A 26500-nucleotide genomic window follows, 5' to 3' on the forward strand; every position below is an offset into this window, starting at 1 on the left:
CACAGCGCCTTGGCAGACCCTCTGCGGGGTCTGCCCAAAAAAGTGGCGGGGTTTGGTGTGGCGGCAAACCCTCCACCTTAGCGGATTTACTTAAGCCGCTGTTAATGCTGTGTTGGACGCCAAGAAGGATGACAGATGACCCAACCTGACAACGGCGTATTCAACGAAATGCTCAGCGGCACGCAGGTGCGCGAGGCCTATCAAAGCCTCGAACGCTGGCACAAATCCATGCCCGACGACCTGCGGAGCCTCAAGCAAAGCGAGGCAGAAAACCTTTTCAGGCGCGTCGGCATCACCTTTGCGGTCTACGGCGAGGGCGGCGATCCGGAACGCCTGATTCCGTTCGACATGTTCCCGCGCGTCTTTACCGACGGCGAATGGCGCAAGCTGGAACGCGGCATTCGCCAGCGCGCCGCGGCGTTGAACGCGTTCCTCGCGGATGTCTATGACCGCGGCGAGATCATCAAGGCGGGCCGCATTCCCGAACACCTGGTCACCAAGAACGAGGCGTTCGAGAAGGCCGCCGTCGGGTTCCGTCCACCGCGCAACGTCTATTCCCATATCGTCGGAATCGACCTCGTGCGCACGGGGCGCGATCAGTTCTACGTGCTCGAGGACAACTGCCGCACGCCGTCGGGCGTCAGCTACATGTTGCAGAACCGCGAGATCATGATGCGGATGTATCCGCAGCTTTTCGTGGAAAACCGCATCGCGCCCGTCGACGGCTACGCGCGGCTCCTGAAAAAGACGCTGGCCTCGGTCGCGCCGGACAAGTGCGAAGGCGAACCCAACGTGGTGATCCTGACGCCCGGCCAGTTCAACAGCGCCTATTACGAACATTCCTTCCTGGCCGATCTCATGGGCGTCGAACTGGTCGAGGGGCAGGATCTGTTCGTCGAGGGCGATTTCGTCTGGATGAAGACCACCAAGGGGCCGCAGAAGGTCGATGTGATCTATCGACGTCTGGATGACGCGTTCATCGACCCGCTGTGCTTCCGCCCCGACAGCATGCTTGGCGTGCCGGGGCTGATGTCGGTTTACCGCTCGGGCGGGGTGAACATCTGCTCCTGCCCCGGCGCGGGCGTGGCCGACGACAAGGCGGTCTATACCTTTGTCCCCGAGATGATCCGCTTTTACCTGGGCGAGGCGCCGATCCTGGAAAACGTGCCCACCTGGCAATGCGCCAAGAGTGCGGATTGCAAATACGTTCTGGAAAACCTCGGCGATCTCGTGGTCAAGGAAGTGCACGGATCGGGCGGCTACGGCATGCTCGTGGGCCCCAAGGCCGACAAGAGCACGATCGAGCTGTTCCGGCAGAAGATCATCGAAAATCCCGCCAACTACATCGCCCAGCCGACGCTGGCGCTGTCCACCTGCCCGACCTTCGTCGACGAAGGCATCGCGCCCCGGCATGTGGACCTGCGGCCCTACTGCCTGGTGGGCGAAAGCATCGAACTGGTGCCCGGCGGGCTGACCCGCGTGGCGCTGACCGAAGGGTCCTTGGTCGTCAATTCCTCTCAGGGTGGCGGCGTCAAAGACACCTGGGTTCTGGCGGAGTGATCGTGACATGCTAAGCCGTACCGCATCGCACCTGTTCTGGATGGCCCGCTATATCGAACGGGCCGAAACCACCGCGCGCCTGCTCGAGGTCGGGGCGCGCAACGCCCTGATGCCCGACATCGGCGGCGGATTCCGCAACGACTGGGAGGCGATCCTGCAATCCAACGGATCGCTGCAGGCGTTCCAGGACAAATACAGTGATCCCGTCCAGCGCAACATCGAGACCTTCCTGTTCTTCGACGCGGAAAACCCGTCTTCGATCCTGTCGTGCCTGTCGGCGGCGCGGGAAAACGCCCGGGTCGTGCGCACCGCGCTGACCTCGCCGGTGTGGGACGCGATCAACGGCGCCTATCAGGAGCTGGGCCAGTTCCAGCGGATGGAGCGCAGCAAGGTGGCGCTGTCGGACCTGACCGAATGGACCCTGCGCGCCTGCGCGCTGATCCGCGGCAGCATCGACGGCACGCAGATGCGCAATGACGGCTATCATTTCATGGGCACCGGCTTTTCCATCGAACGTGGCGACAACACCGCGCGGCTGCTGGACGTGAAATACTACGTGCTGCTGCCCAACGTGTCCTACGTCGGCTCGGGCCTGGATCAGTCGCAATGGGTTACGCTCTTGCGATCGATGTCGGCGCATCGCGCCTTCAACTGGACCTACACGGGCGGGCTGACCGCCGCCAAGATCGCCGATTTCCTGATCCTGAACCCGCAGTTTCCGCGCTCGCTGCGGACCAGCGTGCAGCGGTCCTGCGATCATCTGGATTGCCTCACCCGCGGGTATGGCCGGTCGACCCAGGCCCAGTCGCACGCCCGGGCGATGCTGGCCGAACTGGTCGAATGCCGCGTGGCGGATATCTTTGACGAAGGGCTGCATGAATTTCTGCTGCGGTTCATGGGGCAGAATGCCAGCCTCGCCGGCGTCATTCAGGACACCTACCTGCAGGGGAGCCCGACATGAGACTGGTCGTTCACCACGTCAGCCACTACCGGTTCGAAACGCCCGTGCGGCGGCTCGTGCAGACCCATCGCCTGACCCCCGCTGACAGCGCCAGCCAGCGCGTCCTGTCGTGGGAAATCGTGACCGAAGGCGCCACCAAGGGCGCAATCTACCGCGACGGTGCCGGCGATCTGATCGAAACGGTGTCGTTGCGCGGCCCGGTCGACGAACTGGTTGTCGAGGTGCGCGGAGAGGTCGAGACGACGGATCTTTTCGGCGTGCTGCGCGATCATCGTGAAAGCGTGCCGCCCGGGGCCTATCTGCGCCACAGCCGCATGACCCGCCCCGATTCCGAACTGCGCGCGCTGGCCGACGACACGCTGGACGGGATGGAGAATGACACTGCGCTGAACCGCGCCCACGCGCTGGCCCGCGCCATCGCCGAGGCGATCACATACGAGCCCGGCCTGACCGAACCCGCCACCACCGGGGCCGAGGCACTGGCGCTGGGCAAGGGCGTGTGCCAGGACCATGCGCATGCGCTGATCGCGACGGCGCTGGCGGCCGATATTCCCGCCCGCTATGTCACAGGCTACCTGCAATCGGGCCCCGACGGCGCGGCGCACGAGGCCAGCCACGCCTGGGCCGAGCTGCATGTCCCGGGGCTGGGCTGGGTCGGCTTTGACGCCGCCAACGCCTGCTGCCCCGACGATCGGTATATCCGGCTGGGGTCGGGTTTTGACGCGCAGGACGCCGCACCGATCCGGGGCGTGCTGGCCGGCGGGGTTTCGGAAACGCTCGATGTCGATGTCAGCGTGGCCGTGAAGTCGCAAAGCCAGAGCCAGCACCAGCAACAGTGACGTAATTTGCATCGGGGCCTGTCGGTGGCCGTCCACGCGCGCTATGTGCGGTGCGGGGCGGAGGCGCGTGGTGCGCGATTCGCCGCCGAGGATGATCGAGACAAGACATGACCTATTGCGTCGGGCTGCTGCTGAACCAGGGCATCGTGCTGTTGTCTGACACCCGCACGAATGCCGGGCTCGACAATATCTCGATCTATCGCAAGATGTTCACCTTCGAGGCGCCCGGCGAACGGGTCATCGCGATCATGACAGCGGGCAGCCTGTCGGTGACCCAGACCGTGATCGCGCGGCTGAGCGATGCCATCGACGATCCCGAGGATGACAGTTCGATCCTGCGGATGCCGACGATGCTCAAGGTCGCGGAAACCGTGGGCAAGATGCTGTCGGACGTGTCGTTCGAGGTGTCGCAGAAAATGGACCGGATGAACCAGAATGCCTCGGCCTCTATGATCGTGGCCGGCCAGCGACGGGGCGGGCCGATGCGGATGTTCCTGATCTACAAGGAAGGCAACTTCATCGAGGCGACCGAAGATACGCCGTATCTGCAGATCGGCGAGCATAAATACGGCAAGCCGATCCTCGACCGGGTGATCACCGTCGACACCAGCCTGGAAGAGGCGGAAAAGGCCGTACTCCTGTCGATGGATTCGACCTTGCGGTCGAACCTGTCGGTGGGCATGCCGCTTGACCTGACGGTCATCGAAGAGGGGACGTTCCGGATCGGAAAGCAGCGCCGGATCGAGCCGGCGGACGAAGATTTCGCGCAGATGAGCAACGACTGGTCCACCGCGCTGCGCGACGCCTTCCAGCGGATCAAGCGGGTCTGAGCCGAGGACAGCCGGCCAGCGGACACCGGTTTTCGGCACAGTGACGGACGTTCGTCAAACCTCTCGGATAAATTGCGCTAACTGCCAAATTGCTCGCCTTTTTGGGGCGCTGTTCGCGCGAGACCGTGGCTTTGCGGCCATAGTGACGCCGCTCTGATTCGGTGCGATTCGTTCCGGGCGGCGGCGTGGCGCGGGTGCTTATTTTCAAGCGGCTTCAGATCTTTAGGCTGCTCGTTCTGTATGGATGACCTTTGTGCCTCCCTGCAAAAAGTGAATGTCCCTTGACATAAGTTCTAGCGAATGCGGCAAAATTGCAGTAAACCGACCGCAATCATAACTGGCAGCGGAAAAAACAGCTGTCGCGAGGTAGAGCGGTGTAGTCATGAATGCGATTGAATTCGTAACCCGTACACGTGCGGGTGCAACAAGCTATGGATCTGTTGGCGGCCAGGGACAGGATTTCGTCATCCCCGCGACCGCAGGCGAAGAAATCTCCATCAACCTCAGACAGTCCGATCTGCGCGGGTACGATCGCGCGGGCGACGATTTGCTGATCACCCTGGCGGACGGTCGGGTCATCGTGATCGAAGGCTACTTCGTCGCCGCGGGCGAAGAGGCGAACCGCCTGTTCCTGAGCGCCGATGGAGAACTGGCCGAGGTCAGCTTTCAGGCGGCCGAGGGCGGTACGCTCTACGCCAGCTACGGCCCGACCGAGACCTGGGGCAAATGGAGCCCGTCCGACGATCTGATCTTTGTCAACCGTCCCGACGTCGTGGCCGATCTGGGCCCGACCGGGGATGACGACGTAAGCATGCTGGCGGCCGGTCTGCTGGGCACCACCGGGCTGGGCGCGCTGGGGGCCGCGGGCGGTGCGGCGCTGGTCGGCGCAGGGTTGATCGGCGTGGTCGGCGGCAGCGATGGCGGCGGTGGCAATGGCGGGGTCGGCGGCGACAATGGCAACGGCGATCCGGTTGTGCCGACGATCCTGACGCCCGACGACAGCATCGTCATCGGCGGCAACGACGATCCGATCATCACGGTTTCGGGCACCGGAGAGCCCACATCGGACGTGGCCGTGACCATCGGCGACGAAACCCAGACCACCACCGTGGACGACGACGGCAACTGGACCGTCGAATTCGAGGACGAGAATTTCCCGGCCGACGGCGATTACGTGGTCGAGGCGGATGTCACGGCCCCCGACGGAACCGAAACCGACCTGACCGGCCCAAGCATCACCATCGACACCACGCCGCCGCTGATCGACATCGAAGCCGGCACCGAATCCGTCGGTGATATCGTCAATGCCGAGGATCATGCCGACGGCGCGACCGTGTCCGGCACCGTGGAGCCGGGGGCGACCGTCGTCGTGGCCGTGGGCGGCGTCATTTACGACGCGACCGTCGATGCCGACGGCGGCTGGACCGTGACCTTCGACGACACCGTTCTGCCGGGCGGCGAGTATTCCGAGGCCGTGACCATCACCGCCACCGATGCCGCGGGCAACAGCACCGTCGTCAGCGACGTGATCGAGATCGACACCGTTCCGCACCCCATCACCATCGACCCGGTCGGCGGTGACAACCTGGTGAACGGCGCCGATGCCGACGCCGGGTTCGAGATCACCGGCACCTCGACCGCCGGGGCGGTCGTGTCGGTCGTCTTTGGCGAGATGACGCACGAGGTCACAACCGGCGCCGATGGCGTCTGGACCGTGCTCGTCTCCTCGGCGGATTTCACCGGCGGGGAATACAGCGCGACGATCACCGCGAGCACGGTGGACGCGGCAGGCAATGCCAGTGCGACCTCGTCCGAGGTGGTGATCGACACCGTGGGTGCGGTCACGCTCGATGGTCCCGCAGTGCAGGGCGACGACATCATCAATGCCGAAGAACATGCCGCGGGCACGACCTTCAGCGGCACCACGCAGCCCGGGTCGGTCGTGACCGTCACCGTCGAGGGCACGACGCTGGACGCCACGGTCACCGCCGACGGCACCTGGTCTGTCACCTTCGGGCCGGGCGATATCGCCGCGGGCACCTATGCGACACAGGTCGTGGTCAACGCCACCGACGCCGCGGGCAACTCCAGCAGCACCACCCACAGCTTTGACGTGGATACCGAAATCAGCGGCGCCATCGACGACGGCATCGCCGGGGACGGGCTGATCAACGCGGGCGAGGCGGCAGCGGGCATCGCCATCACCGGCACCGCCGAGGCGGGCGCGTCCGTTACGGTGACCTTCCAGTCGACCGAATACACCACCACCGCCACCGACGCGGGCACCTGGTCGGTCAGCGTGCCGACCACCGGCATCGCCGAAGGGGTCTATGACGCGACCGTCACCATGCAGGCGACGGATGCGGCGGGCAACGTGCAGGTGGCGGAAACCACCGCGCAGGTCGACACCACAGCCTCGGTCAGCTTCGACGCCGGGGCCGTGGGCGGCGATGGCACGGTCAACGCCGTGGAACATGCCGCAGGCGTGACGCTGACGGGCACGGCGCTGGCCGGATCGACCGTGACCGTCGCCATCGCGGGCCAGACCTATGCTGCCAGCGTCACTGCCGACGGGGCCTGGTCCGTGGACCTGGGCCCCGCCGATCTGCCGACCGGCACGACCGAGGTTTCGGCCACGGTCACGGCCGTGTCGCAGGCGGGCAATACCGCCACGACCTCGGGCACTTTCCAGATCGACACCGAAGGATCGGTCGCATTCGATGCGGTCCCGGTCGAAGGCGACGACGTGGTCAACGCGGCAGAGCTTGCGGATGGCGTGACGCTGACCGGCATCTCCGAACCCGGCTCCAGCGTCGATGTCAGCATCGGCGGCGTGACCCATGCCGCCACCGTCGCCGCCAGCGGCAGCTGGTCGGTGACATTTGCCGCCGACGAAATTCCGTCGGGCACCCAGACGGTCGAGGCGACCGCCACCGCCACCGATGCGGCGGGCAACGTGACCTCGGCCACCGACAGCTTTGCCGTCGATACCGAAACCAGCGTGACCGTCGACACCGACGGTGTCGAAGGCGACGGGATCGTCAACGATGCCGAACGCGCCGACGGCGTGACCCTGACCGGCATGGCCGAACCGGGTGCGTCGGTGATGGTGCAGATGGGCACAGCCGTCCGTCCCGCGACCGTGGCCGCCGACGGCAGCTGGACCGCAACCTTCGCGGTCAACGAGGTGCCGAGCGGTGAAACCGCCGTCGACGTCACCGCCACTGCGACCGATGCGGCCGGCAACACCAGCAGCGCGTCCGGCAGCGTCGACGTCGACACCCTGGTGCGCAACTTCGCCATCGACACGACGCCGGGCGGGGCGGACGGCGTGATCAACGCCGCCGAGGCCGCACAGGGCCTGACCCTGTCGGGCACCACCGAACCCGGCGCCAGCGTGACGCTGACCCTGGACGGCACCAGCCGTCCCGCCACCGTGGCCGCCGATGGCAGCTGGACCGTGACCTTCCCGGCGGCAGAGGTGCCGACCGGTGAACAAAGCGTCATCCTGACCGCCAGCAGCACCGATGCCGCGGGCAACACCGAAGAGCTGAGCCAGAGCGTCACCATCGACACTGATGCGGGCACCCTCACGATCAGCCCCGACCCGGTCGAAGGCGACGATATCGTCAACGCGGCAGAGCGCGCCGATGGCGTGACGCTGACCGGTACCTCGGATCCAGGGCAAATGGTCGATGTCATGCTCGACGGCGTGACCCGCACCGTGCAGACCGACAGCGCTGGCATCTGGCGCGCCACCTACGCCGCCGGAGAGATCACCCCTGGCACCCACGAGGCGCAAATTACTGCCACCATCACCGACGGCGCGGGCAACACGCTGACCCGCACCGACAGCGTGCGCGTCGATACCGAAGTGCTGAACTTCGGCGTCAGCGCCGAACCCGTCGAAGGCGATGGCGTGGTCAACGCCGACGAGGCCGCGAACGGCCTTGTGCTCAGCGGCACGACCGAACCGGGCGCCAGCGTCACGGTCACCTTCGAAGGCACTACGCGCGTGGCCACCGTCGATGCCCAGGGCAACTGGACGGCCAGCTTCACCGCCGCCGAAATTCCGCCCGGCCAGTACGACGCCACGGCCCAGGTCGACACCACCGATGCGGCGGGCAACACCGCCAGCACCAGCACCGGCTTCCGCGTCGATACCGAGGTGGACCGGCTGGCCATGTCCGACGATCCGGTCACCGCCGACAACGTCGTCAACGCCGCCGAAGCCGCGCAGGGCCTGACCCTGACCGGTGTGGTCGAGGCGGGCAGCAACGTGCAGCTGACTATCGGCGGGGTGGCGCATACCGCCGCGGTCGATGCGGCGGGCAACTGGACGGTGGATATTCCGGCCAGCTCGACCCCAAGCGGCACCGTCGACGCGCCGGTGCTGATCGAGGCGACGGATGCCGCGGGCAATACCCGGTCCGAATCCGCGACCATCGCCATCGACACCGATGCACCGACCACCGTGAACGCCGAAAGCTATACCCGCGATCACACCGGCCTGCGCGGCATCACCATCGCGACGACCGATTACGCGGTCGAGGTGGGGCACGTGGTCGACAGTTCCGGCACCGTCACGGTCGATCCGGTCAGTTTTGAGGCCTACGATCTGCCGGCACTTGGCGAAACCAGCCTGGCCTTCACCCAGAACGTGCCGGACGGATCGCATCTGGTGATCACCGCCACCGATACGGCGGGCAATAGCAGTGGCACCTACCTTGTGGTGGACGACACCACGACCTCGGTCGTGGACATGACCGCCGCTGGCACGCTGGGCCAGTTCCAGATCGAAACCATCGACCTGCAATTTGCCGAGGACAGCCAGCTCACGATCACCGAAGCGCAGCTTCTGGCGCTGTCGTCCAACAGCGACACCGTCACGGTCGAGGGCGGGGTGGACGACATGGTCACCATCACCGGCGCGACCCTGACCGGAACCACGCAGGGCGACAACGGCGAAGGCTACAACGTCTACGAACTGGGCCAGGGCACCCTGCTGATCGACGACGAGATCACCAACGTCGTCATCTGATGGAATCCGGGCCCGGCGTTTGCGCCGGGCCTCAAGAAACGCACGCCGGAAAACGGGGGCAGCAGGATGAGGCAGATCCACCGACACGCCCTGTGTCTGGTCGCGGCACTGGCACTGACCGGGTGCCTGGCCGATGGCGGCGACGTGAGTCGGTTTCTGAACAGTGATGCCACGGGCGCGCCCGCGCCAGATACGCCCGCCAAGGCGCAAAAGCCGGGCGCCACCACATCGCCGATCATCGCCGCGCTGCAGACCAGGCGCGCGGTGCTGGTGCCCGGGTCGGCCTACGCGCAGATCGCGTCGTCGGTTCTGGCCGCCGACGCCCGCGTGGCCGAAGCGGAATTGCGCGCGGCCGAACTGCGCGCCAAGGCCGCGTCGCGCAACTGGCTGCCGACCATCGGGCCAAGGGTGTCGCTGACCTCGCTGGGCGATTTTGTGGCTGATCTGCTGATCAATCAGGTGCTGTTCGACAATGGCCGCAAGAAGGCCGAGCGCGACCTCGCCAAGGCCGAGGTCGAACTGGCCGCCGTCGCCCTGGCCGAGGATGGCAACACCCGCGTCTTCGAGGCGCTGACACTGTACCTCAAGGCCGAAGAGGGGCGTGCGATCGAACGCCAGTTCGCCGTCGCCGCCAAGGATATGGCGCAGTTCGAATGGGTGATGAACGAACGCGTGAAGGGCGGCGTGTCGGATATGTCCGATCTCAACGTCCTGCGTCAGAAGCTCGCCGATCTGCGCGCCAAACAATCCGCCGCGCGCGAGGCGACGGTGACGGCCCTGGCCGAACTGGCGGCAATGTCGGCGACCCCGGTCGACGGCATCAGCGGGCTGGGCAAGCTTGGCCCCATGCCCGGAGGGATCGCGCCGCTGGCGGTGCTGCGGGCCGAGGCCGACCGCGACCGCACCGTGGCCGAGGCGCAGATCGCCCGCGCCGGGCATCTGCCGGGGCTGTCGGCCACCGGCACGGTGGGCGATTCCGGCACGAACTACGGCTTGCAGGTGGATTCTGAACAGCTTCTGGGGCTGGGCACCGGTGCGGCGCTCAAGGCCATTGAGGTGAGCCGCGAAACCGCGACCCGTCGGGTGGCCGAGGCGCGCGAAGTCGAAGAGCGCAAGCTGCAGTCGCAAACCCGTCAGCTTGAGGCGCTGCGCCGACAGGCCGCCGAGGCCGAGGCGCTGACCCGGCAGGCCAAGGCCAACCTCGATCTGTTCCAGCGCCAGTACGACGGCGGGCAGCGGCAGGTCATGGACGTGGTCGGGGTCTATGAAACCTACGCCCGGTCGCTGGAAACCGCGCTGTCGCTGACCTACGACGCCGCCCGCGCCGAGCTTGAGATCGCGCGAATCAAGGGCGTGCTGGCCGACGGGACCTTGCTGTGACCGGTGTGACCTTTCAGGGGCTGGCGTCCCGCGCCCGCACCGCGCTTCTCAAACCCGTGCCCGCCGCGGCGGCAAACCTGCCAGGCCGCGCGCCGCGCCACAGCGACCGCGCCCGCAACCGCACCGAACTGATCCGGATGTTGGGCCGCAGGCTGGGGGTCGAGCCGCGCAGCGCCGACGTGCTCGAGGCGCTGAGCCTCAATCGCGGCAAGGACGACAGCTATGGCGCCATGGCGCTGCTGGCGGGGCTCAAGGCCGCAGGGCTCGAGGCGGCTGCCGTCACCCCGGACCGCCTGACGCCGGATCTTTGGCCCGCGCTGGCGCTCATGGCGAACGGTCAGGCGGTGCTGGTGCTGGGCCAGCAGGACCGGACGCTGACAATTTTCGACGCGGGCATGGCCGACAACCGCGCCGAGGTGCCGCTGGCGGATTTCCTGCCGGTCTTTGGCGGCACCGTCCTGCGGGCAGAGGCGCCGCTGCACAGCCTGACCGACAGCCACGCCCATGTCGCGCATCAGGCGCATTGGTTCTGGGGCCGTTTCGGCCAGTTCCGCCGCCAGTTCGGCGAGGTGGCGCTGGGGTCCTTTGTGGCGAACCTGCTGGCGGTGGCCGTGGCGCTCTTCTCGCTCCAGGTCTACGACCGGGTGATCCCGCACCAGTCCGAGGCGACGCTTTGGGTGCTTGCCGCCGGGGCCGCCATGGCCCTGCTGATGGAGGGTTTCCTGAAAACCGCGCGGGCGCAGCTTCTGGACGGCGCGGGCCGCCAGATCGAGATGGGCGTGCAGGGCCTGCTGATGGACCGGCTTCTGGGCATGCGGTCCGACACCGCCGGGCGGTCGCCCGCGCAGCTTTTCTCCTCCATGCGTGAATTCGGGTCGGTGCGCGAGTTCTTCACCGCCTCCACGGTGGGCGCGCTGGCCGACATTCCGTTCATCTTCGTCTTTCTGCTGCTGGTCTGGTCGATCGCAGGCAATGTCGTCTGGGTGCTGATGCTGGGCGGCGTGCTGATGGTCGTGCCGGGTTTCCTGCTGCAAAAGCGCATGATCCGGCTGACCCAGGAAATGCAGGGCGCGTCGGCCAAGGCGTCGCGGCTCTTGCAGGAAACCGTGGTCGAACTGGACACGATCAAGACCCAGCGCGGCGAGGACCGGTTCCGCCGCATGTGGGAAGAACTGACGGCGGTACAGTCGGTTAAATCCTCTGAACAGCGGCGGCTGTCCTCGGCGCTGACGTTCTGGAGCCAGGGGGTCCAGCAGGCGACCTATGTGGGCGCGGTGATCACCGGCACGTACCTGGTTTTTGCCGGGCAGTTCACCGTGGGGTCGATCATCGCCACGGGCATCCTGACCTCGCGCACGCTGGCGCCGCTGACACAGCTGTCGGGCATCATGGCGCGATGGGGCAATGTGCGCGCCGCGCTTGACGGGCTGGACAGCATTGCCGAGGCCGAGCAGGACCGGGGCGCGGCGCGCACTTACCTGCGCCGGGAAAAGCTGGGCGGGCAGTACGAACTGCGCGGCGCCACCTACCGCTACGACGAGGACGGCGCGCCGGTTCTGGACATTGCGCAGCTGATCCTGCAGCCGGGCCAGACCATCGCGGTGCTGGGCGCGAATGGCTCGGGCAAATCCACGCTGCTGAAACTGCTGACCGGGCTTTACGCCCCCAGCGAAGGCAAGGTGCTGATCGACGGCACGGACATGGGCCAGATCGACCCGCGCGACCTGCGCCGGGGCATCGGTTACCTCGGGCAGGAGGTCAAGCTGTTCCATGGCACGTTGCGCGACAACCTGAACCTCAACCTGCTGGAACGCGACGATGACCGGCTTTATGCCGCGTTGGATTTCGCCGGGCTGGGCCAGTTCGTCAAGGCCCATGCCAAGGGGCTGGACCTCGACATTCGCGACGGCGGCGAAGGGCTGTCCGTCGGTCAGCGTCAAAGCATCGGCTGGGCGCGGCTGTGGCTTCAGGACCCGCAGGTCTGCCTGCTGGACGAACCCACCGCCGCGCTGGATCAGACGCTGGAACGCACGCTGATTTCACGGCTGGAAAGCTGGCTTGCGGGCCGCACGGCGGTCATCGCCACGCACCGGGTCCCGATCCTGTCGCTGGCCAGCCGCACGCTGATCCTGGCCAACGGCCGCACCGCCATCGACGGGCCGCGCGATCAGGTGCTCGATCACCTGCGCACCGCCGGACAGGGAGGCGCCTGATGGCCATATCCTCGACCAACCTCAGCCGCCAGATGGCGACGCGCATGCGCGGCCCGTCGCTGACGATCTGGCTGTGCGCCGCGACCGTGTGGCTTTTCATCATCTGGGCGGCGAACGCCTGGATCGACGAAATCGTGCGCGCCGATGGCGAGATCATCAGCTCGTCGCGCCCGCAGATCATCCAGAACCTCGAAGGCGGCATCCTGTCGGAACTGCTGGTCAAGGAAGGCGACGAGGTCATGCGCGGCGACGTGCTGGCGCGGCTGCACGGCACGATGTTCCAGTCTTCGGTCGACGACCTGCGCGATCAGATCGCCACGCTCGAGGTGCGGCGCCTGCGGCTCGAGGCGGAGCTTGACGGCGCCGCGTCGTTTGACGTGCCCGCCGACCTTGCGCAGCGCGCGCCCGACATGGTGGCATCGGAACGCGCGCTGCTGGCGGCGCGGCAGTCGGATTTCACCAAGCGGCGCGACGGGGCAAAGCGGGTGCTGGATCAGGCCGCCAAGGAACTGGCGCTGCTCGAGGATCTGCTCGACAAGAAGGTGGTCGCGCTGATCGAGGTGACGCGCGCGCGCAAGGCCCACGCCGATGCGCGGATCAAGTATGACGAGATCGTCACCCAGACCGAGCTGACCCGGGCGGAGGCGTATTCCGACACCCTGCGCGAACTTGCCACCCTGCGCCAGAACCTCAAGGCCAGCACCGACCAGCTGAACCGCACCGTGCTGCAAAGCCCGATGCACGGCGTCGTCAACAACCTGTCGGTCACAACCATCGGCGGCGTCGTCCGCCCGGGCGAAGAGATCCTGCAGATCATCCCGCTGGACGAAGAGCTGTTCGTCGAGGCGCGGGTCAAACCCGAGAACATCGCCGGGCTGCGCCCGGGGCAGGAGGCGACGATCAAGCTCTCGGCCTATGACTACACGATCTACGGCACGCTCAAGGGCCGGGTCGACGTGATTTCCGCCGACACGTTCAAGGACGAGCGGCGCGACGAGGACGACGCGCATTACAAGGTCAGCCTGCGGGTCGACATGTCGTCGCTGACCGAGCGGCAGGCGCAGATCGAGATCCGGCCCGGCATGCAGGCGCAGGTCGAACTGCACACCGGCGAAAAGACCGTGCTGCAGTATCTGCTCAAGCCGCTTTACAAATCCCGCGAGGCGCTGCGCGAACCGTAAGGCAATATCCCGTGCCGGGATACGAGAGACGCTGTCTCTCGTGCTCTCTGAAGTATTTCCGGGCAGATGAAGGGGCGGGCGTTACTGCGTGGTGTCGAGCCAGAGCGTCACCGGCCCGTCGTTTGTGAGGTCCACCGCCATGTCGGCGCCGAAACGCCCGGTGGCGACCGCAATCCCCTGCGCCTGCACTTGTGCCGCGAAATATTCATAGAGCGCGCGGCCGTCCTCGGGGGCGGCCGCGGCGGAAAAGCCGGGGCGGTTGCCGCGCGAGGTATCGGCGGCCAGGGTGAACTGGCTGACCACAAGTGCTGCGCCACCCGCATCGACGACGTTGCGGTTCATCTTGCCCGCGTCGTCCTTGAAGATGCGCAGCTTGGCGATCTTCTGGGCCAGTTTATCCGCCTCGGCCCGGGTGTCGCCCTGCATGGCGCAGACGAGGATCAGCAGGCCCGGGCCGATTTCGCCCAGAACCGCGCCTTCGACCGTGACCGAGGCGCGGCTGACCCGCTGCAGCAGCGCCCTCATGCTAGTTCATGCTCCCACGGCGGGTTGGCCCCCGCGCGGCTGACGGTGATCGCGGCGGCGCGGGCGCCCAGTTCGACCGCCGGGCGCAGGGTGTCCAGCGTCGCCTCGGCCAAAGCTGAGCGGGTCAGCAGGCTGTCGCGGTGCAGTCCGGCCAGAAGGCCCGCGTTGAACGTATCGCCAGCGCCCACCGTATCGACCACCGTGGCCTTCTGCGCGGGCACACGGGCAGAGCCGTCGGCCAGATGCAGATCAACCCCTTGGGCCCCGCGCGTGACCAGCACCACCTTTGTGCCGTTCGCGATCAGGTCGGCGGGCGAGGTGCCCAGCCACTCCATATCCTCGTCCGACACCTTGATGATGTCGGCGGATGACAGCATGCCGGTCAGGCGGGCGCGATACCGCGCCTCGTCCTTGATGAAGCCGGGACGGATGTTGGGGTCCATCATCACCACGCGTTCGCCCGCCTCGCGCGCGCACAGGGCGGCGTAGCTGTCGGCGGCGGGTTCCGACACCAGGCTGATGCCGCCGAAGAACAGCGCCTGGCACGAGCCATCGAGCGCGGGCAGGTCGCTTTCCGCCAGCATCCGCCCGGCGGTGTTTTCATCGTAGAAGGCGTATTTCGCATGGCCGTCCGTCAGGGTCACGAAGGCCAGCGTGGTGGGGCGATCGGACCGGGGCGACAGGCTGTAATCCACGTTCGACGCGTCCAGGGTCGCCCCAAGCTGCAGGCCGAAAAGATCGGTCGAGAGCCCGCCGAAATAGCCCGCAGGCGCCCCCAGACGTCCAAGCGCCATGGCAGTGTTGAACACGGCGCCCCCGGACAGCGGCGCAAAGGCGGGCTCTCCGGCGGTGGTTTCGCGCGGCAGCATGTCGATCAGCGCCTCTCCGCAGCACAGGATCATCGCGGGGTCTCCTTCATCTGTTCGCGCTAACATGGCCCGTCGCGCGCCCGGGGGCAAGCCGCGACAGACGGCGCTACTGGTTCATCGCCACCACGTAGCCGATGCCGGCGGCCACGATCAGCCCCAGGATCACCGCAAAGGCGATTTTCCACGCGGACCAGGGGCGTTCGCCCTGTACCCGCCCGGTCTGGCCGTTGACCACGAAGCGATAGCTCTTGCCGCGGTACTTGTAGGCGGCCATCCAGACGGGCAGCAGGATGTGCTTGAAGGTGACGGCGCTCACGTCGGTTTCGACCGAGTTGACGCGCTGGCGGTCGCCGCCGATGTCGAATTTCACGTCACGCTCGATCTGCCGGTCCATGATCTGGCGCGCCTCGGCAAAGCCGTCGTGCAGGTCGACCGTGTAGCCTTCGGCACGGAACCCGGCCAAAAACTCGGGCCGGTAGGGTTCCAGCGTGGTCAGATCCCAGGGCGGCAACGCGTCGGTATAGCGCTTGGGCAGGCTGGTCGATGCCAGAACCAGAACGTCGTCAAAGAACCGCGCGACCCGGCCTGAGGCGGGCCGCCAGCGGATTTTCTGGACCTGCACGGTCTGGGCCTTGCCGTTGCGCATCACGGTCTGAGAGACATAGTAGATCGTCCCGCGCTGGCCGGAATAGCGGGATTTGGTGTCGGCATCGAAGGTCCAGTAGGGCACGTAGATGCCCTGCAGCTTGCGCCCCTTGCGGGCATAGTCGGTGAGTCCGCCGGGGGCGAACCAAAGGCTGCCCAGCCATTGCGTCATCTGGGCGCGGGCGGCCTCTTCGTTCAGTTTGAAGGGCAGCAGGCCGCGCGGCTTGATATGGCGGTGGATGCCGGTGTCGGTCACCACGGGCGTCGCGCAGAAGGGGCATTCCGCCGCATGGGTGTCGGCGTCGAATTCGACCTGCGCGGCGCAGTTGGGGCAGGTCGAAACGCGGGTTTCCTCGATCTCCTGCGCGGGCAGCAGGTTGTCGATGGCGGCGCGGAAATCCAGCTCCCTGATGCCGCCCTCCCAGGGGCCCGCCTGGCCGGTCGACTGCGTGTGCCCGCAGTGATCGCAGACCAGTTCCCCGGCGGCCGGGTCGAACCGGTAGTCCGCGCCGCATTGTTCGCAGGCAAAGCGGTGTTCTTGCAACGGGGCGGCGGGCGGGGTGTCTGACATCGGGCTCAGGCTCCGGCGGGCGAGGGTTCGGGCAGGATGCCGCGATCAGAGGACCTTGTGAAGGGCTTTCGGCGTGATGATCCGCAACGCCCCGTCCCCCAGCGCGGTGTGACGCCAGAGGTGAAAGATCGCGTGCAGGGACGAGGCCGAGAGCAGGATCATCAGCGTCAGGGACAGGTCCGGGCCGGGCAGGGCAAGGCCAAGCTGGTGCGCCGCGGCGACCAGCGCCGCCCAGGTCAGCAATGCGTACATGCCGCGATGCATCCACGGATGCGCGTTGCGCGCAATCCCCTCAAGCTTTGGGCCCGGGCGGGTCATCAGCCCGCGCAGCAGCGCGGTGGCGGTCATTGCCAGACCCGACAGGACAAAGGCCCAGACCAGCAGCGGATAGGCGGTTCCGCCCGACACTAGCAGGACCAGCAGAACGAAGCTTGTCCAGTGCAGCAGGACGGTGATGCGGCGGCGGGTCATCGTGGGTGCGGCCCTGCGCAGGTCACGCGCCCGGGGGCGGCGGCGGCATCACGGTGAAAAGCTGCGCCAGCTCGGTCACATCCTCTGCCTTGAGCCAGCCGTCCTGGCCGGCGGTCCAGACATAGGTCTCGCGGCTGATCTCGCCGGCGCTGGCCATGCGGCCCAGGGCGGCGCGCGAAAACGGGCCCTTGGTCTGGCCGTTCTCGGCGACGTGCCAGACATGTTCGACCGGCGGGGGCGGCGGTGTAGCCGCGGCGGCGGTGTGCTGCGCCGCCGGGGCGGACCCCCAGGGGCCCTGCTGCTGCGCCATCTGGTTTGCCATCGCCATGCCCATGCCCGCGCCCAGACCGGCGGCCATGCCGCCGCCCGCAGGGTTGGAGGCCGCGGCGGTCATCGCCTCTGCCGCGGAATACTGGGTGAACTTGCCCAGATCGCCCGCCAGACCCATCGACGTGCGCTTGTCCAGCGCCTGTTCGACCGCCGGGGGGAGCGAGATATTCTCGATATACATCTCGGGCATGGTCAACCCGTAGGTCGCCAGCGTCTTGGAGACCTCGGCCGCCACCAGCTTGCCCAGATCGCCGGTGTTGGCCGCCATGTCCAGAACCGGGATGCCGGAGCCTGCCAGCACGCGGCTGACCTCTTGCACGATGATGTTGCGGATCTGATAGCTGATCTCGTCCATGGTGAATTCGCCGTCGGTGCCGACGATTTCGGTCAGGAACTTGGCCGCATCGGTCACGCGGATCGAATAGGTGCCAAAGGCGCGTAGGCGCACCGGGCCGAATTCCGGATCGCGCGCCATGATCGGGTTCTTGGTGCCCCACTTGAGGTCGTTGAACCGCGTGGTGCTGACGAAATAGACCTCGGACTTGAACGGGCTCTTGAAGCCATGATCCCAGTGCTGAAGCGTGGTCATGATCGGCATGTTGTTGGTCTCGAGCATGTAGAGACCGGGGGTGAACACATCCGCCAGCTGGCCTTCGTGCACGAAGACCGCTGCCTGACCTTCGCGCACCGTCAGCTTGGCGCCGTACTTGATCTCGTGGCCCTCACGTTCGAACCGCCAGACCATGGTGTCGCGGGTGTCGTCGGTCCAGTGGATGACGTCGATGAACTGGCCGGAAAGGAAATCGAAAATGCCCATGGCGCATAGCCTCCTGATGGTCGTGTTCAGCTTGGCCCGCCCACCATCTGCGCGGCAAGGTCGCGCACGATGGGGATCGCCTCTTCGGCGGTCATGCCGGGACGCAGGCGGGGGTTGTAGAGGATGCGCAGCAGCATTTCGTCATGTGTGGTCAGCAGCGCGAATTCGTCGTCGTCGTTGAAGATCGAGGGCCGGGCCTGCGGGCTGTCATTGCCCACGCCCAGGCCCTGTGCCACTTCTTCGTGAATGCACGACCGGGTCAGTAACTCGGGATGTTCGGCGCGGATCAGGGCGATGGCCCGCCCGTAGTTGTAGCCGCCCGGTTCCTCGGAAAAGGCGATGACAAGGCAGTGGATCGCGCGCGGTAGGTTGTCGAAGATTGCCAGCGACGTGGCGTCGATATCGGGCACCAGTTCGCGAATGCGCGGCTTGATCAGGTCCTTGTCATCCTCGCTCATGAAAAGGACATGGAAATTCGGGTTGGCGGTCGACATGGTGATCGGATGGCCGGTCACCCGGTTCAGCCGCGCCACGAAGGACGCCAGCATCGACTGGTCCTTGGCGCGGCGGGAATCGACCACCGAGGGGCCGAATTCGGCGCTGACGCGTACCGGCTGGGTCCATTTCTTGATCCGGCCGTCGCCCCCCTGGGATCGCCGGAACCCGCCGCCGCGGGCGTATTCCTCTTCCAAGGCAATGGCCTGGAAATTGCGCACCAGCGTCGTGTCGGTAAAGGGTGTGTCAGGTCCGCCACCATCGGTGCGCAGCAGCCCGCGGGTCAGCAGATCGGCCTGAACGCGGGCGTAATACTGCGCGAGCGCCCGACTTTCGTCCGACGGGCCGGGATCGGGCGCCGGTGCGGCCGGGGCCGGGCGGTCGGGCCGGGCCTGCGGCTTGATGCCCGGCGGCGCGGGGGGCAGCGTTTCGCACCCCGCCAGCAGCGCCAGCGCCAGTGCCGCAGCCGTGACCGGTCTGCCCCAGCCCATACGCATCAGCCCTGCGGCACGGCGGTGCCGGCGTTGTCGCCGACCCCGTCACGGCGCGCCTTGGCCGAGGCGAGCGTATCGCGCAGCTCGGCCTCCATCTTCTTGAGCTCTTCTTCGGCGGCGGCGCGACGCGCCTTGCCTTCGTCGGCGATCTGCAGGCTTTCGTTGATCGTTCCGATCAGGTCGGCATTGGCCTGCTTGACCGCCTCGATGTCGAAGACGCCGCGCTCCATCTCTTCGCGGATCATCTTATTGCTGTCGCGCAGGTTCTTGGCGTTTGCGGTCAGCAGTTCGTTGGTCAGGTCGTTGGCTTCGCGCACGGCGCTGGCGGCTTCGGCCGACCGCTGGATCGTGACCGCCTGCGCCAGCTGGGTTTCCCACAGCGGCACGGTGTTCACGAGGGTCGAATTGATCTTGGTCACCAGAGACTTGTCGTTTTCCTGCACCAGCCGGATCGACGGCAGCGACTGCATCGTCACCTGCCGGGTCAGCTTGAGGTCATGCACCCGGCGTTCCAGATCGTCGCGCGCGGCGCGCAGATCGCGCAACTCCTGCGCCACCATCACCTGGTCGCCTTCGGGCGCGGCCTCGACTTCGGCCTCCTTCGCGGGGATGTCCTTTTCGTCCAGCTCTTTCAGCTTTTCCTGACCGGCGGCGATGTAAAGCGCGAGTTCGTCATAGAACTGCAGCGTCTTTTCATAAAGCAGATCGAGCGACTTGATGTCCTTGAGCAGTGTGTGCTCGTGCTTGAGCAGGTCGTCGGTGATCCGGTCGATCTGGGCCTGCACGTCTTCGAACTTGGCGGTGAACTTGGCAAAGGGCGCGGCACGGCCCAGCAGTTTTTCCCAGAAGGTGCGTTCGCGGCGCACATCCAGTTCCGACACCGAAAAGCCGCGGATGGCGGTCACGATGGTGCGCAGGGAATCGCCCGCGGGGCCCACATCCTTGTTGCGGACGTCCTGCAGCATCGCCTGGCTGATCTCCTGCAATTCCGCCTGCGCGGCAGAGCCGAAGGACACGATGCTTTGGGTATCGGCCATGTCGATCTCGGCCATGCGGCTGCGGATCTCCTCGCCCACCGGCGCGTCGGCCTCGGCCAGCGGCACCACGGCATCGGCCTGGCGCGGTTCGGGCAGAACGACGGCGTTGACTTCGTCGACAAGAGCCACCGAGGCTTCGGCTTTGGCGCGGACTGTTTCGGACATTCGGGATTCCTCGTTTCTCTATGACGCGCCTATCTCGGGCGCACACCTTCGCGCTGCAACCGGTCGCGCAGCACGTCTATTTCGACCGTGAGGTCAGAGTTGTTGTCGAGCAGCAGCTTGCGGGTCTTCTGGCCAAAGCTTTCTTCAAGATCGGTGAGAAGCATCATGAAATCGCTGCGCGCCTTGGCGTCGCGGGTTCGGGAATAGACATCGGCGAATTTCACCGCCGCGTCGCGCGCGCCCATCAGGTAGACGCCCAGAAACTTGCGCGCGGCGGTCAGGTCGCGCGGGTCTTCCTCGACCGTGCGGATCAGGTCGCGGGCCTTGATCTGGAACCGTTCCACGCGCGCCTCGACCTGCCGGTCGCCCGCGCGCTTGACCGCGTCGGACATGCCGGTCAGGTATTTCTCGGCTTCGTTCACCACGGCGGCGACCCGGTCCTGCTGAAAGGTGTCGATGCCTTCCATGCCCTTGTTTTTAAGCGGGTCAATGCCGAAGGCGCCGATGTGCAGCGTACCCGTGGCCCCGGCAAAGATCAGCGGAGCGACGAGCCCCGGTTCGGATTTCCACGCCGCAAGGCCTGCGCCGATGGCGGCCAGCACGGCGGCCAGCATCTTGCGCGGCAGCGCCGGACGGCGGGCGACCTTGCGGGTGTTGTATTCCGCCTCGGCCCGCAGGCCGTCGCGCAGCAGCCAGGCCCCTAAAAGCAGGCTGCCCGCCCCCAGAAGACCGACCGCAAGCCCGGTCGCGCCCGCGGTCAAAGAGGTGGCGGCCAGGATGATCGGCGGGAAAAACAGCACATTGCTGCGCGCCCCCACCGGGTCGACGCGCGCGCCCTGAAAGGCGGGCCGTTCGGCCGGTTCGGTGCCGGGGGTGTCGTCGGGGCTGTACTTGCCGCCATAGCGCTGCGCCATCGCCTAAAGCCCCCCCAACATACCTGAGCTGACCCCGAAAAGGAGCACGATCAGAAGGACATAGGCAATTTTCTGCAGTCCGGTGCCGGACATCGAACCCCCCGAATTGTCGCGGTTTACCCGGAACTTAAGGCAATCACGGCGGGTGTGCTAGGGGGAACTGCGCGCGCGATGCGTCACGCGGCGGTTTCGTGCGGCATCCGGTCGAGCAGCAGATCGGTCTCGAATTCGAAGGCATCCCCGGCTATGAGGTCGCGCTGTTTGCGCGCCCGCGCCTCGAACGCGCGGGCGATGGCCGACAGCCGGGACAGATACCGCTTGCGCGCCCGCGCCCGGCGTTCGTCGGCCCAGTGCTCGCTCAGTTGGTCGACCTCGGATTGCAGCATCTGCAGGAACTTGACCAACGGCTTGCGCAGGCTGCGCAGCTCTGCCGGATTGCTCGACAGCGCCCGCAAAAGCCGCGCGACGGCCACCCGTACCGCATCGGTGCGGCTGGTCAGTTCGGCATCGTCCAGCGTGTCGATGTCCTGTACGATGCGTTCCAGCGCACGCTCGGTCGCGGCGATCTGGTCCGCGGCCAGCTTGCGCAGCACCACCTCTGGGTTGTCGGTGCCCTTGTCGCGGCGCGGATCGGCGCCGAAGGCCGCGATCGACAACAGCATCGCCAGCACGCCCAGACCCAGCGGCATCAACAGGGTGTCGAACTGCGACAGGGCCAGGATCGCCGCCAGAAGCCCGATCAGGGCAGAGCCCAAGATCTTGTAGGGAATGCGCGGGCGATAGGCGACCTCGGCCGCGTCATAGGCCTGCTGGACCAGTTGGCCCTTGCGGATCAGCGACAGCGCGCCACCCAGAAGCGCCAGCAGCGTCGCCGCGGCGAGGATGCCCGCGGGCGAGCCGTGAAAGACCAGCAGGAACAACGGGCAGCCCGCCAGGAACAAGAGCCCGATGGCCGACCCCTGCGGTTCGGCGTCGTGCGGACGTCGGACTTTGCGGGTTGTGGGCATGGGCATCTTGCGAGCCTCCCTAGACCTGGCAGAGCGCGAAGATCAGCAGCCACAGCGCGGCGAACGCCATGTTGGGCAGCAACTGGCCCGACCGGCTGGCATTGCGCGCGGTGTCGCGCAGCACCTGAAAGGTGTCATGCGCCACCAGCCGCAGGTTGGCGAGCACCAGAAAGACAGAGCCGAGGATGACGGCAAGAGCGAGCAGGGAATACATCATGCCCCGGTTGTGCTGACAAATCGGGGCAAAAAGACGGCGTGGACGGGGAAAAACGGCGGACTTTAAGACAGGGTTAACAGCGGTTTATGGCAGGCCCCGCGTCATGTGTCGTCCGGTGCGCCGCGCCGTGGCGGCTTGCGGCGGCGCTGCGGCACCGGCTTGTCGGGCTTCGGCCCGTCCAGGCCCAGCTGATCGCGCACCACCTTGCGGCGGACCTCTTCAACGGCGCCCGGTTTCAGCTGGCCCAACTGGAACGGCCCGTAGGACGTACGGATCAGCCGATTTACGCTGAGGCCCACATCCTCCATCGCGCGGCGAATCTCGCGGTTCTTGCCTTCGCGGATGCCGATGGTCAGCCAGGCATTGGCGCCTTGCTGGCGGTCGATGGACACGATCATCGGCTGAAAACTCTGCCCGTCCACCGTCAGGCCCCGGCGCAGCGGTTCAACCGTCGCATCGCTGGGCCGCCCGTTGACGCGCACGCGGTATTTTCGCAGCCACCCGGTCGACGGCAGTTCCAGCTTGCGCTTGATGCCGCCGTCATTGGTCAGCAGCAACAAGCCTTCGGAATTGAGGTCGAGCCGCCCGACCGACATCACCCGCGGCAGGTCCTCGGGCAGGTCGTCGTAGATCGTGGCGCGGCCCTGTTCGTCCTTCGTCGTCGTCACGAGGCCCGTGGGCTTGTGATAAAGCCAGAGTCGGGGCGCATCGGGCGCGCCCAGCGGTTTGCCGTCGACGGTGATCTTGTCCGCGCCGGTGACATTCAGCGCGGCGCGAGTGATGACCTTGCCGTTGACGCTGACTCGGCCCGCTTCGATCATGCGTTCGGCTTCGCGGCGCGACGCGACACCGGCGCGGGCCAGGACCTTGGCGATACGGTCGCCCGGAGGGGTTTGGGTGCTCATGATCCTGCGCTAACCGAATTTGGCCCCTTGGGGAAGGGCGCAAGGGCCGCTAGGAAGACAGCCATGACCTTTGCCACACATATGGACGCCGCGCTGGCCCAGGCGCGTGCCGCCGCCGCCAGGGGCGAGGTGCCGGTGGGGGCGGTCGTGGTCGGGCCGCAAGGCGTTGTGGCCTCCGCAGGCAACCGGACGCTGGAGCATCGCGACCCCACCGCCCATGCCGAGGTGCTGGCGATCCGCGCGGCATGCGCGGCGCTGGGGTCGGAACGGCTGGTGGATCACGATCTCTACGTCACGCTCGAACCCTGCCCGATGTGCGCGGCGGCGATTTCCTTTGCCCGCATCCGGCGGCTTTATTATGGCGCGTCCGATCCGAAATCGGGGGGCGTGGCGCAGGGTGCGCGCGTGTTTTCTCATCCGCAATGCCACCATCGGCCCGAGGTCTATGACGGCATCGCCGGGGCCGAGGCCGAGGCGCTGTTGCGCGCCTTCTTTGCCGCGCGGCGGGGCGGCGATGCGTAAGGCGCGGGCTCAAGCCCCGCGGGGGCAGGGGCGGGTGATCCTTTTCAACAAGCCCTACGGCGTGCTGTCGCAGTTCACCGACAGGGGCACGGCCGGATCGACGCGCGCGACGCTGTCGGACCATATTGATCTGCCGGGTGTTTATCCGGCCGGGCGGCTTGACCGCGACAGCGAAGGGCTTTTGGTGCTGACCGACGACGGGCGGTTGCAGGCGCGGATCAGCGACCCGAAGTTCAAGCGGCCCAAGACCTATCTGGTGCAGGTCGAGGGCGCGGCGTCCGAAGAAAAGCTCTATGCCCTGCGCGCAGGCGTGACGCTCAAGGACGGCCCGACCCGGCCCGCGCAGGCCGAGGTCATCGACCAGCCCGATCTGTGGCCGCGCGATCCGCCGGTGCGGTTCCGCAAATCCGTGCCGGACCACTGGCTGCGGATCACCATCAGCGAAGGCCGCAACCGCCAGGTCCGACGGATGACGGCACATGTGGGGTTGCCCTGCCTGCGGCTGGTGCGCTGGTCGGTCGGCGACTGGTCCCTGGACGGCATCGCGCCGGGCGCCTGGGTCGAGGCCGCAATGCCCTCGCAGACATGAAAACGGCCCCGGGATTGCGCACCCCGGGGCCGTTTCCTTCAGGTCTTCAAAGGCTTACTGACCGGCGATCAGGCCCATCGATTCAAGCTTCAGGATCACCTGATGCGCGCAGTTGTCCACATCGGTGCCTTCGGTTTCGACCCGCAGTTCGGGGTTTTCAGGCACATCGTAGGGATCGGAAATGCCGGTGAACTCCTTGATCTTGCCTTCGCGCGCCAGCTTGTAAAGGCCCTTGCGGTCGCGGCGTTCGCATTCCTCGATGCTGGTCGCGACATGCACCTCGATGAAGGCGCCGAAGCTTTCGATATCTTCGCGCACCGCGCGGCGGGTGGCGGCATAGGGCGCGATCGGCGCGCAGATCGCAATGCCGCCGTTCTTGGTGATCTCGGACGCCACATAGCCGATGCGGCGGATGTTGAGGTCGCGGTGTTCCTTGCTGAAACCCAGTTCCGAGCTCAGGTTCTTGCGGACGATGTCGCCGTCAAGCAGCGTGACCGGGCGGCCGCCCATCTCCATCAGCTTGACCATCAGCGCGTTGGCGATGGTCGACTTGCCGGAGCCGGAAAAGCCGGTGAAGAACACGGTAAAGCCCTGTTCGGACCGGGGCGGCGAGGTGCGGCGCAACTCCGTCACCACCTCGGGGAATGAGAACCATTCGGGGATTTCCAGGCCTTCGCGCAGACGGCGGCGCAGTTCGGTGCCCGAGATGTTGAGGATCGTGACGTTGTCCTTGTCCTCGATCTCGTCATTGGGTTCGTACTGCGCGCGTTCCTGCACATAGACCATGTGCTTGAAGTCGACCATTTCGCAGCCGATTTCCGTCTGGTATTCGCGGAAAAGATCCTGCGCGTCGTAGGGGCCGTAAAAATCCTCGCCGGCAGAGTTCTTGCCGGGCCCTGCGTGGTCGCGACCGACGATGAAATGGGTGCAGCCGTGGTTGGCGCGGATGAGCCCGTGCCACACCGCCTCGCGCGGGCCCGCCATACGCATCGCAAGGTTGAGCAGGGACATCGTGGTGGTGGAGCCCGGGTATTTGTCCAGTACTGCCTCGTAGCAGCGCACGCGGGTGAAGTGATCGACATCGCCCGGCTTGGTCATGCCGACGACCGGGTGGATCAGCAGGTTGGCTTGCGCTTCCTTGGCGGCGCGGAAGGTCAGTTCCTGGTGCGCGCGGTGCAGCGGGTTGCGGGTCTGGAAGGCCACGACCTTGCGCCAGCCCAGCTTGCGAAAATAGGCGCGCAGTTCGTTCGGCGTGTCGCGACGGGCGCGGAAATCGTAATGCACCGGCGTCTGGATGCCGGTGACCGGGCCGCCAAGGTAGACCTTGCCGGCGGTGTTGTGCAGGTAGTTCACCGCCGGATGCGCGTCGTCATCGGCACCGAACACCTTTTCGGCCTCGCGCGCCTTGTTGGGCACCCATTTGTCGGTCACGGTCATGGTGGCGAGGATCACGCCTTCCTGATCGCGCAGCGCGATGTCCTGGCCTTCCTCGATGGTCTCGGCGAACTTTTCGCTGACGTCGAGCGTGATCGGCATCGGCCAGAGCGTGCCGTCGGCGAGCCGCATGTTTTCGACGACGCCGTTGTAATCCTCTTCCGACAGAAACCCCTTGAGCGGATTGAAACCGCCGTTCATCAAAAGCTCCAGATCGCAGATCTGGCGCGGAGTCAGATCGTGCGAGGTCAGCTCCGCCGCCTCGACCTTCAGCTTTTGTGCACTTTCGTAGGACACATAGAGTTCGGGGATCGGGGCCAGGTTGGCGGACATGGACATCGTAATACACTCTCGCTTTGAATGGGGTTGCGCAGGGTCTGGCGCAGCCGCGTCTGGCGTGCGTTTAGACGCTGTTTTGTTGCGCTTTCAAGCAAAATTCAGGTTGGGCCGCGGTTTGATGCCGAAATGCCGCTTTGCACGCGGTGCAT

The 26500-nt window shown here is 66.3% G+C and carries 22 protein-coding genes; 10 read left to right on the top strand and 12 right to left on the bottom strand.

The genetic code is table 11. The features are described 5' to 3' along the window. The first annotated feature begins 135 nt into the window (after nt 1-135). From ACOXXX_RS17515 to ACOXXX_RS17550, 8 genes are all read left to right on the top strand, one after another. On the top strand, nt 136-1560 hold the full coding sequence (locus ACOXXX_RS17515; protein ID WP_422827900.1) for a circularly permuted type 2 ATP-grasp protein: 1425 nt from the start codon (nt 136-138) through the stop codon (nt 1558-1560). A 7-nt stretch (nt 1561-1567) separates the two neighbouring features. Then, the gene (locus ACOXXX_RS17520; protein WP_422827901.1) at nt 1568-2521 is read left to right on the top strand and encodes an alpha-E domain-containing protein; all 954 of its coding nucleotides are present in this window, start codon (nt 1568-1570) and stop codon (nt 2519-2521) included. Then, nucleotides 2518-3360, top strand: a complete 843-nt coding sequence (locus tag ACOXXX_RS17525) for a transglutaminase family protein (RefSeq protein WP_422827902.1) — start codon at nt 2518-2520, stop codon at nt 3358-3360. The genes ACOXXX_RS17520 and ACOXXX_RS17525 overlap by 4 nt, the downstream gene beginning before the upstream one ends. Nucleotides 3361-3467: 107 nt before the next feature. Further along, nucleotides 3468-4190: a peptidase gene (locus ACOXXX_RS17530; protein WP_422827903.1), complete on the top strand. Its 723-nt coding sequence runs from the start codon at nt 3468-3470 to the stop codon at nt 4188-4190. Between the two features lie 382 nt (nt 4191-4572). Further along, nucleotides 4573-9231: an Ig-like domain-containing protein gene (locus tag ACOXXX_RS17535; RefSeq protein WP_422827904.1), complete on the top strand. Its 4659-nt coding sequence runs from the start codon at nt 4573-4575 to the stop codon at nt 9229-9231. A gap of 66 nt (nt 9232-9297) precedes the next feature. Continuing rightward, nucleotides 9298-10611, top strand: coding sequence for a TolC family protein (locus tag ACOXXX_RS17540; protein WP_422827905.1), 1314 nt, complete (start codon nt 9298-9300; stop codon nt 10609-10611). After that, nucleotides 10608-12824: an ATP-binding cassette domain-containing protein gene (locus tag ACOXXX_RS17545; RefSeq protein WP_422827906.1), complete on the top strand. Its 2217-nt coding sequence runs from the start codon at nt 10608-10610 to the stop codon at nt 12822-12824. Before ACOXXX_RS17540 ends, ACOXXX_RS17545 begins: the two co-directional genes overlap by 4 nt. Next, nucleotides 12824-14005 carry an HlyD family efflux transporter periplasmic adaptor subunit gene (locus ACOXXX_RS17550; protein WP_422827907.1) on the top strand — a complete coding sequence of 394 codons (1182 nt, stop codon included), beginning with the start codon at nt 12824-12826 and terminating at the stop codon, nt 14003-14005. The genes ACOXXX_RS17545 and ACOXXX_RS17550 overlap by 1 nt, the downstream gene beginning before the upstream one ends. Before the next feature lie 81 nt (nt 14006-14086). Here the strand turns inward: ACOXXX_RS17550 and dtd are convergent, their stop codons facing one another. The 11 genes from dtd to ACOXXX_RS17605 form a co-directional block, all read right to left on the bottom strand. Further along, nucleotides 14087-14530 (bottom strand): D-aminoacyl-tRNA deacylase, encoded by a 444-nt coding sequence (dtd, locus tag ACOXXX_RS17555; protein ID WP_422827908.1) that lies wholly within the window; start codon nt 14528-14530, stop codon nt 14087-14089. After that, nucleotides 14527-15432 (bottom strand): carbohydrate kinase family protein, encoded by a 906-nt coding sequence (locus ACOXXX_RS17560; RefSeq protein WP_422827909.1) that lies wholly within the window; start codon nt 15430-15432, stop codon nt 14527-14529. Before ACOXXX_RS17560 ends, dtd begins: the two co-directional genes overlap by 4 nt. 73 nt (nt 15433-15505) lie before the next feature. Beyond that, complete coding sequence (locus ACOXXX_RS17565; RefSeq protein ID WP_422827910.1) at nt 15506-16615, bottom strand: TFIIB-type zinc finger domain-containing protein; 1110 nt, start codon at nt 16613-16615, stop codon at nt 15506-15508. 45 nt (nt 16616-16660) lie between these two features. Continuing rightward, nucleotides 16661-17086, bottom strand: a complete 426-nt coding sequence (locus ACOXXX_RS17570) for a hypothetical protein (protein WP_422827911.1) — start codon at nt 17084-17086, stop codon at nt 16661-16663. Nucleotides 17087-17108: 22 nt separating this feature from the next. Next, nucleotides 17109-18233: an SPFH domain-containing protein gene (locus ACOXXX_RS17575; protein ID WP_422827912.1), complete on the bottom strand. Its 1125-nt coding sequence runs from the start codon at nt 18231-18233 to the stop codon at nt 17109-17111. A gap of 26 nt (nt 18234-18259) precedes the next feature. Beyond that, nucleotides 18260-19225 (bottom strand): DUF2927 domain-containing protein, encoded by a 966-nt coding sequence (locus ACOXXX_RS17580; RefSeq protein WP_422827913.1) that lies wholly within the window; start codon nt 19223-19225, stop codon nt 18260-18262. Then, nucleotides 19225-20424, bottom strand: coding sequence for a toxic anion resistance protein (locus ACOXXX_RS17585; protein WP_422827914.1), 1200 nt, complete (start codon nt 20422-20424; stop codon nt 19225-19227). The genes ACOXXX_RS17580 and ACOXXX_RS17585 overlap by 1 nt, the downstream gene beginning before the upstream one ends. Nucleotides 20425-20453: 29 nt before the next feature. Continuing rightward, a complete protein-coding gene (locus ACOXXX_RS17590; protein ID WP_422827915.1) occupies nt 20454-21338 on the bottom strand; it encodes a 5-bromo-4-chloroindolyl phosphate hydrolysis family protein in 885 nt (294 codons plus the stop codon). Between the two features lie 176 nt (nt 21339-21514). Next, nucleotides 21515-22351 (bottom strand): hypothetical protein, encoded by an 837-nt coding sequence (locus ACOXXX_RS17595; protein ID WP_422827916.1) that lies wholly within the window; start codon nt 22349-22351, stop codon nt 21515-21517. Nucleotides 22352-22364: 13 nt separating this feature from the next. After that, nucleotides 22365-22562 (bottom strand): hypothetical protein, encoded by a 198-nt coding sequence (locus tag ACOXXX_RS17600; protein ID WP_422827917.1) that lies wholly within the window; start codon nt 22560-22562, stop codon nt 22365-22367. A gap of 101 nt (nt 22563-22663) precedes the next feature. Next, nucleotides 22664-23467, bottom strand: a complete 804-nt coding sequence (locus ACOXXX_RS17605; RefSeq protein WP_422827918.1) for a pseudouridine synthase — start codon at nt 23465-23467, stop codon at nt 22664-22666. A 63-nt stretch (nt 23468-23530) separates the two neighbouring features. Here ACOXXX_RS17605 and ACOXXX_RS17610 point away from each other — a divergent pair, with 63 nt between their 5' ends. Both ACOXXX_RS17610 and ACOXXX_RS17615 read left to right on the top strand, forming a co-directional pair. Continuing rightward, on the top strand, nt 23531-23989 hold the full coding sequence (locus ACOXXX_RS17610) for a nucleoside deaminase (protein ID WP_422827919.1): 459 nt from the start codon (nt 23531-23533) through the stop codon (nt 23987-23989). Further along, the gene (locus tag ACOXXX_RS17615; protein ID WP_422827920.1) at nt 23982-24578 is read left to right on the top strand and encodes a pseudouridine synthase; all 597 of its coding nucleotides are present in this window, start codon (nt 23982-23984) and stop codon (nt 24576-24578) included. Before ACOXXX_RS17610 ends, ACOXXX_RS17615 begins: the two co-directional genes overlap by 8 nt. Nucleotides 24579-24632: 54 nt before the next feature. Here ACOXXX_RS17615 and ACOXXX_RS17620 read toward each other — a convergent pair whose 3' ends face one another. Then, nucleotides 24633-26351 carry a bifunctional sulfate adenylyltransferase/adenylylsulfate kinase gene (locus ACOXXX_RS17620; RefSeq protein ID WP_422827921.1) on the bottom strand — a complete coding sequence of 573 codons (1719 nt, stop codon included), beginning with the start codon at nt 26349-26351 and terminating at the stop codon, nt 24633-24635. Nucleotides 26352-26500: the final 149 nt, after the last annotated feature.

Source organism: Thalassococcus sp. BH17M4-6 (assembly GCF_049323015.1).
Classification (GTDB): Bacteria; Pseudomonadota; Alphaproteobacteria; order Rhodobacterales; family Rhodobacteraceae; genus Puniceibacterium.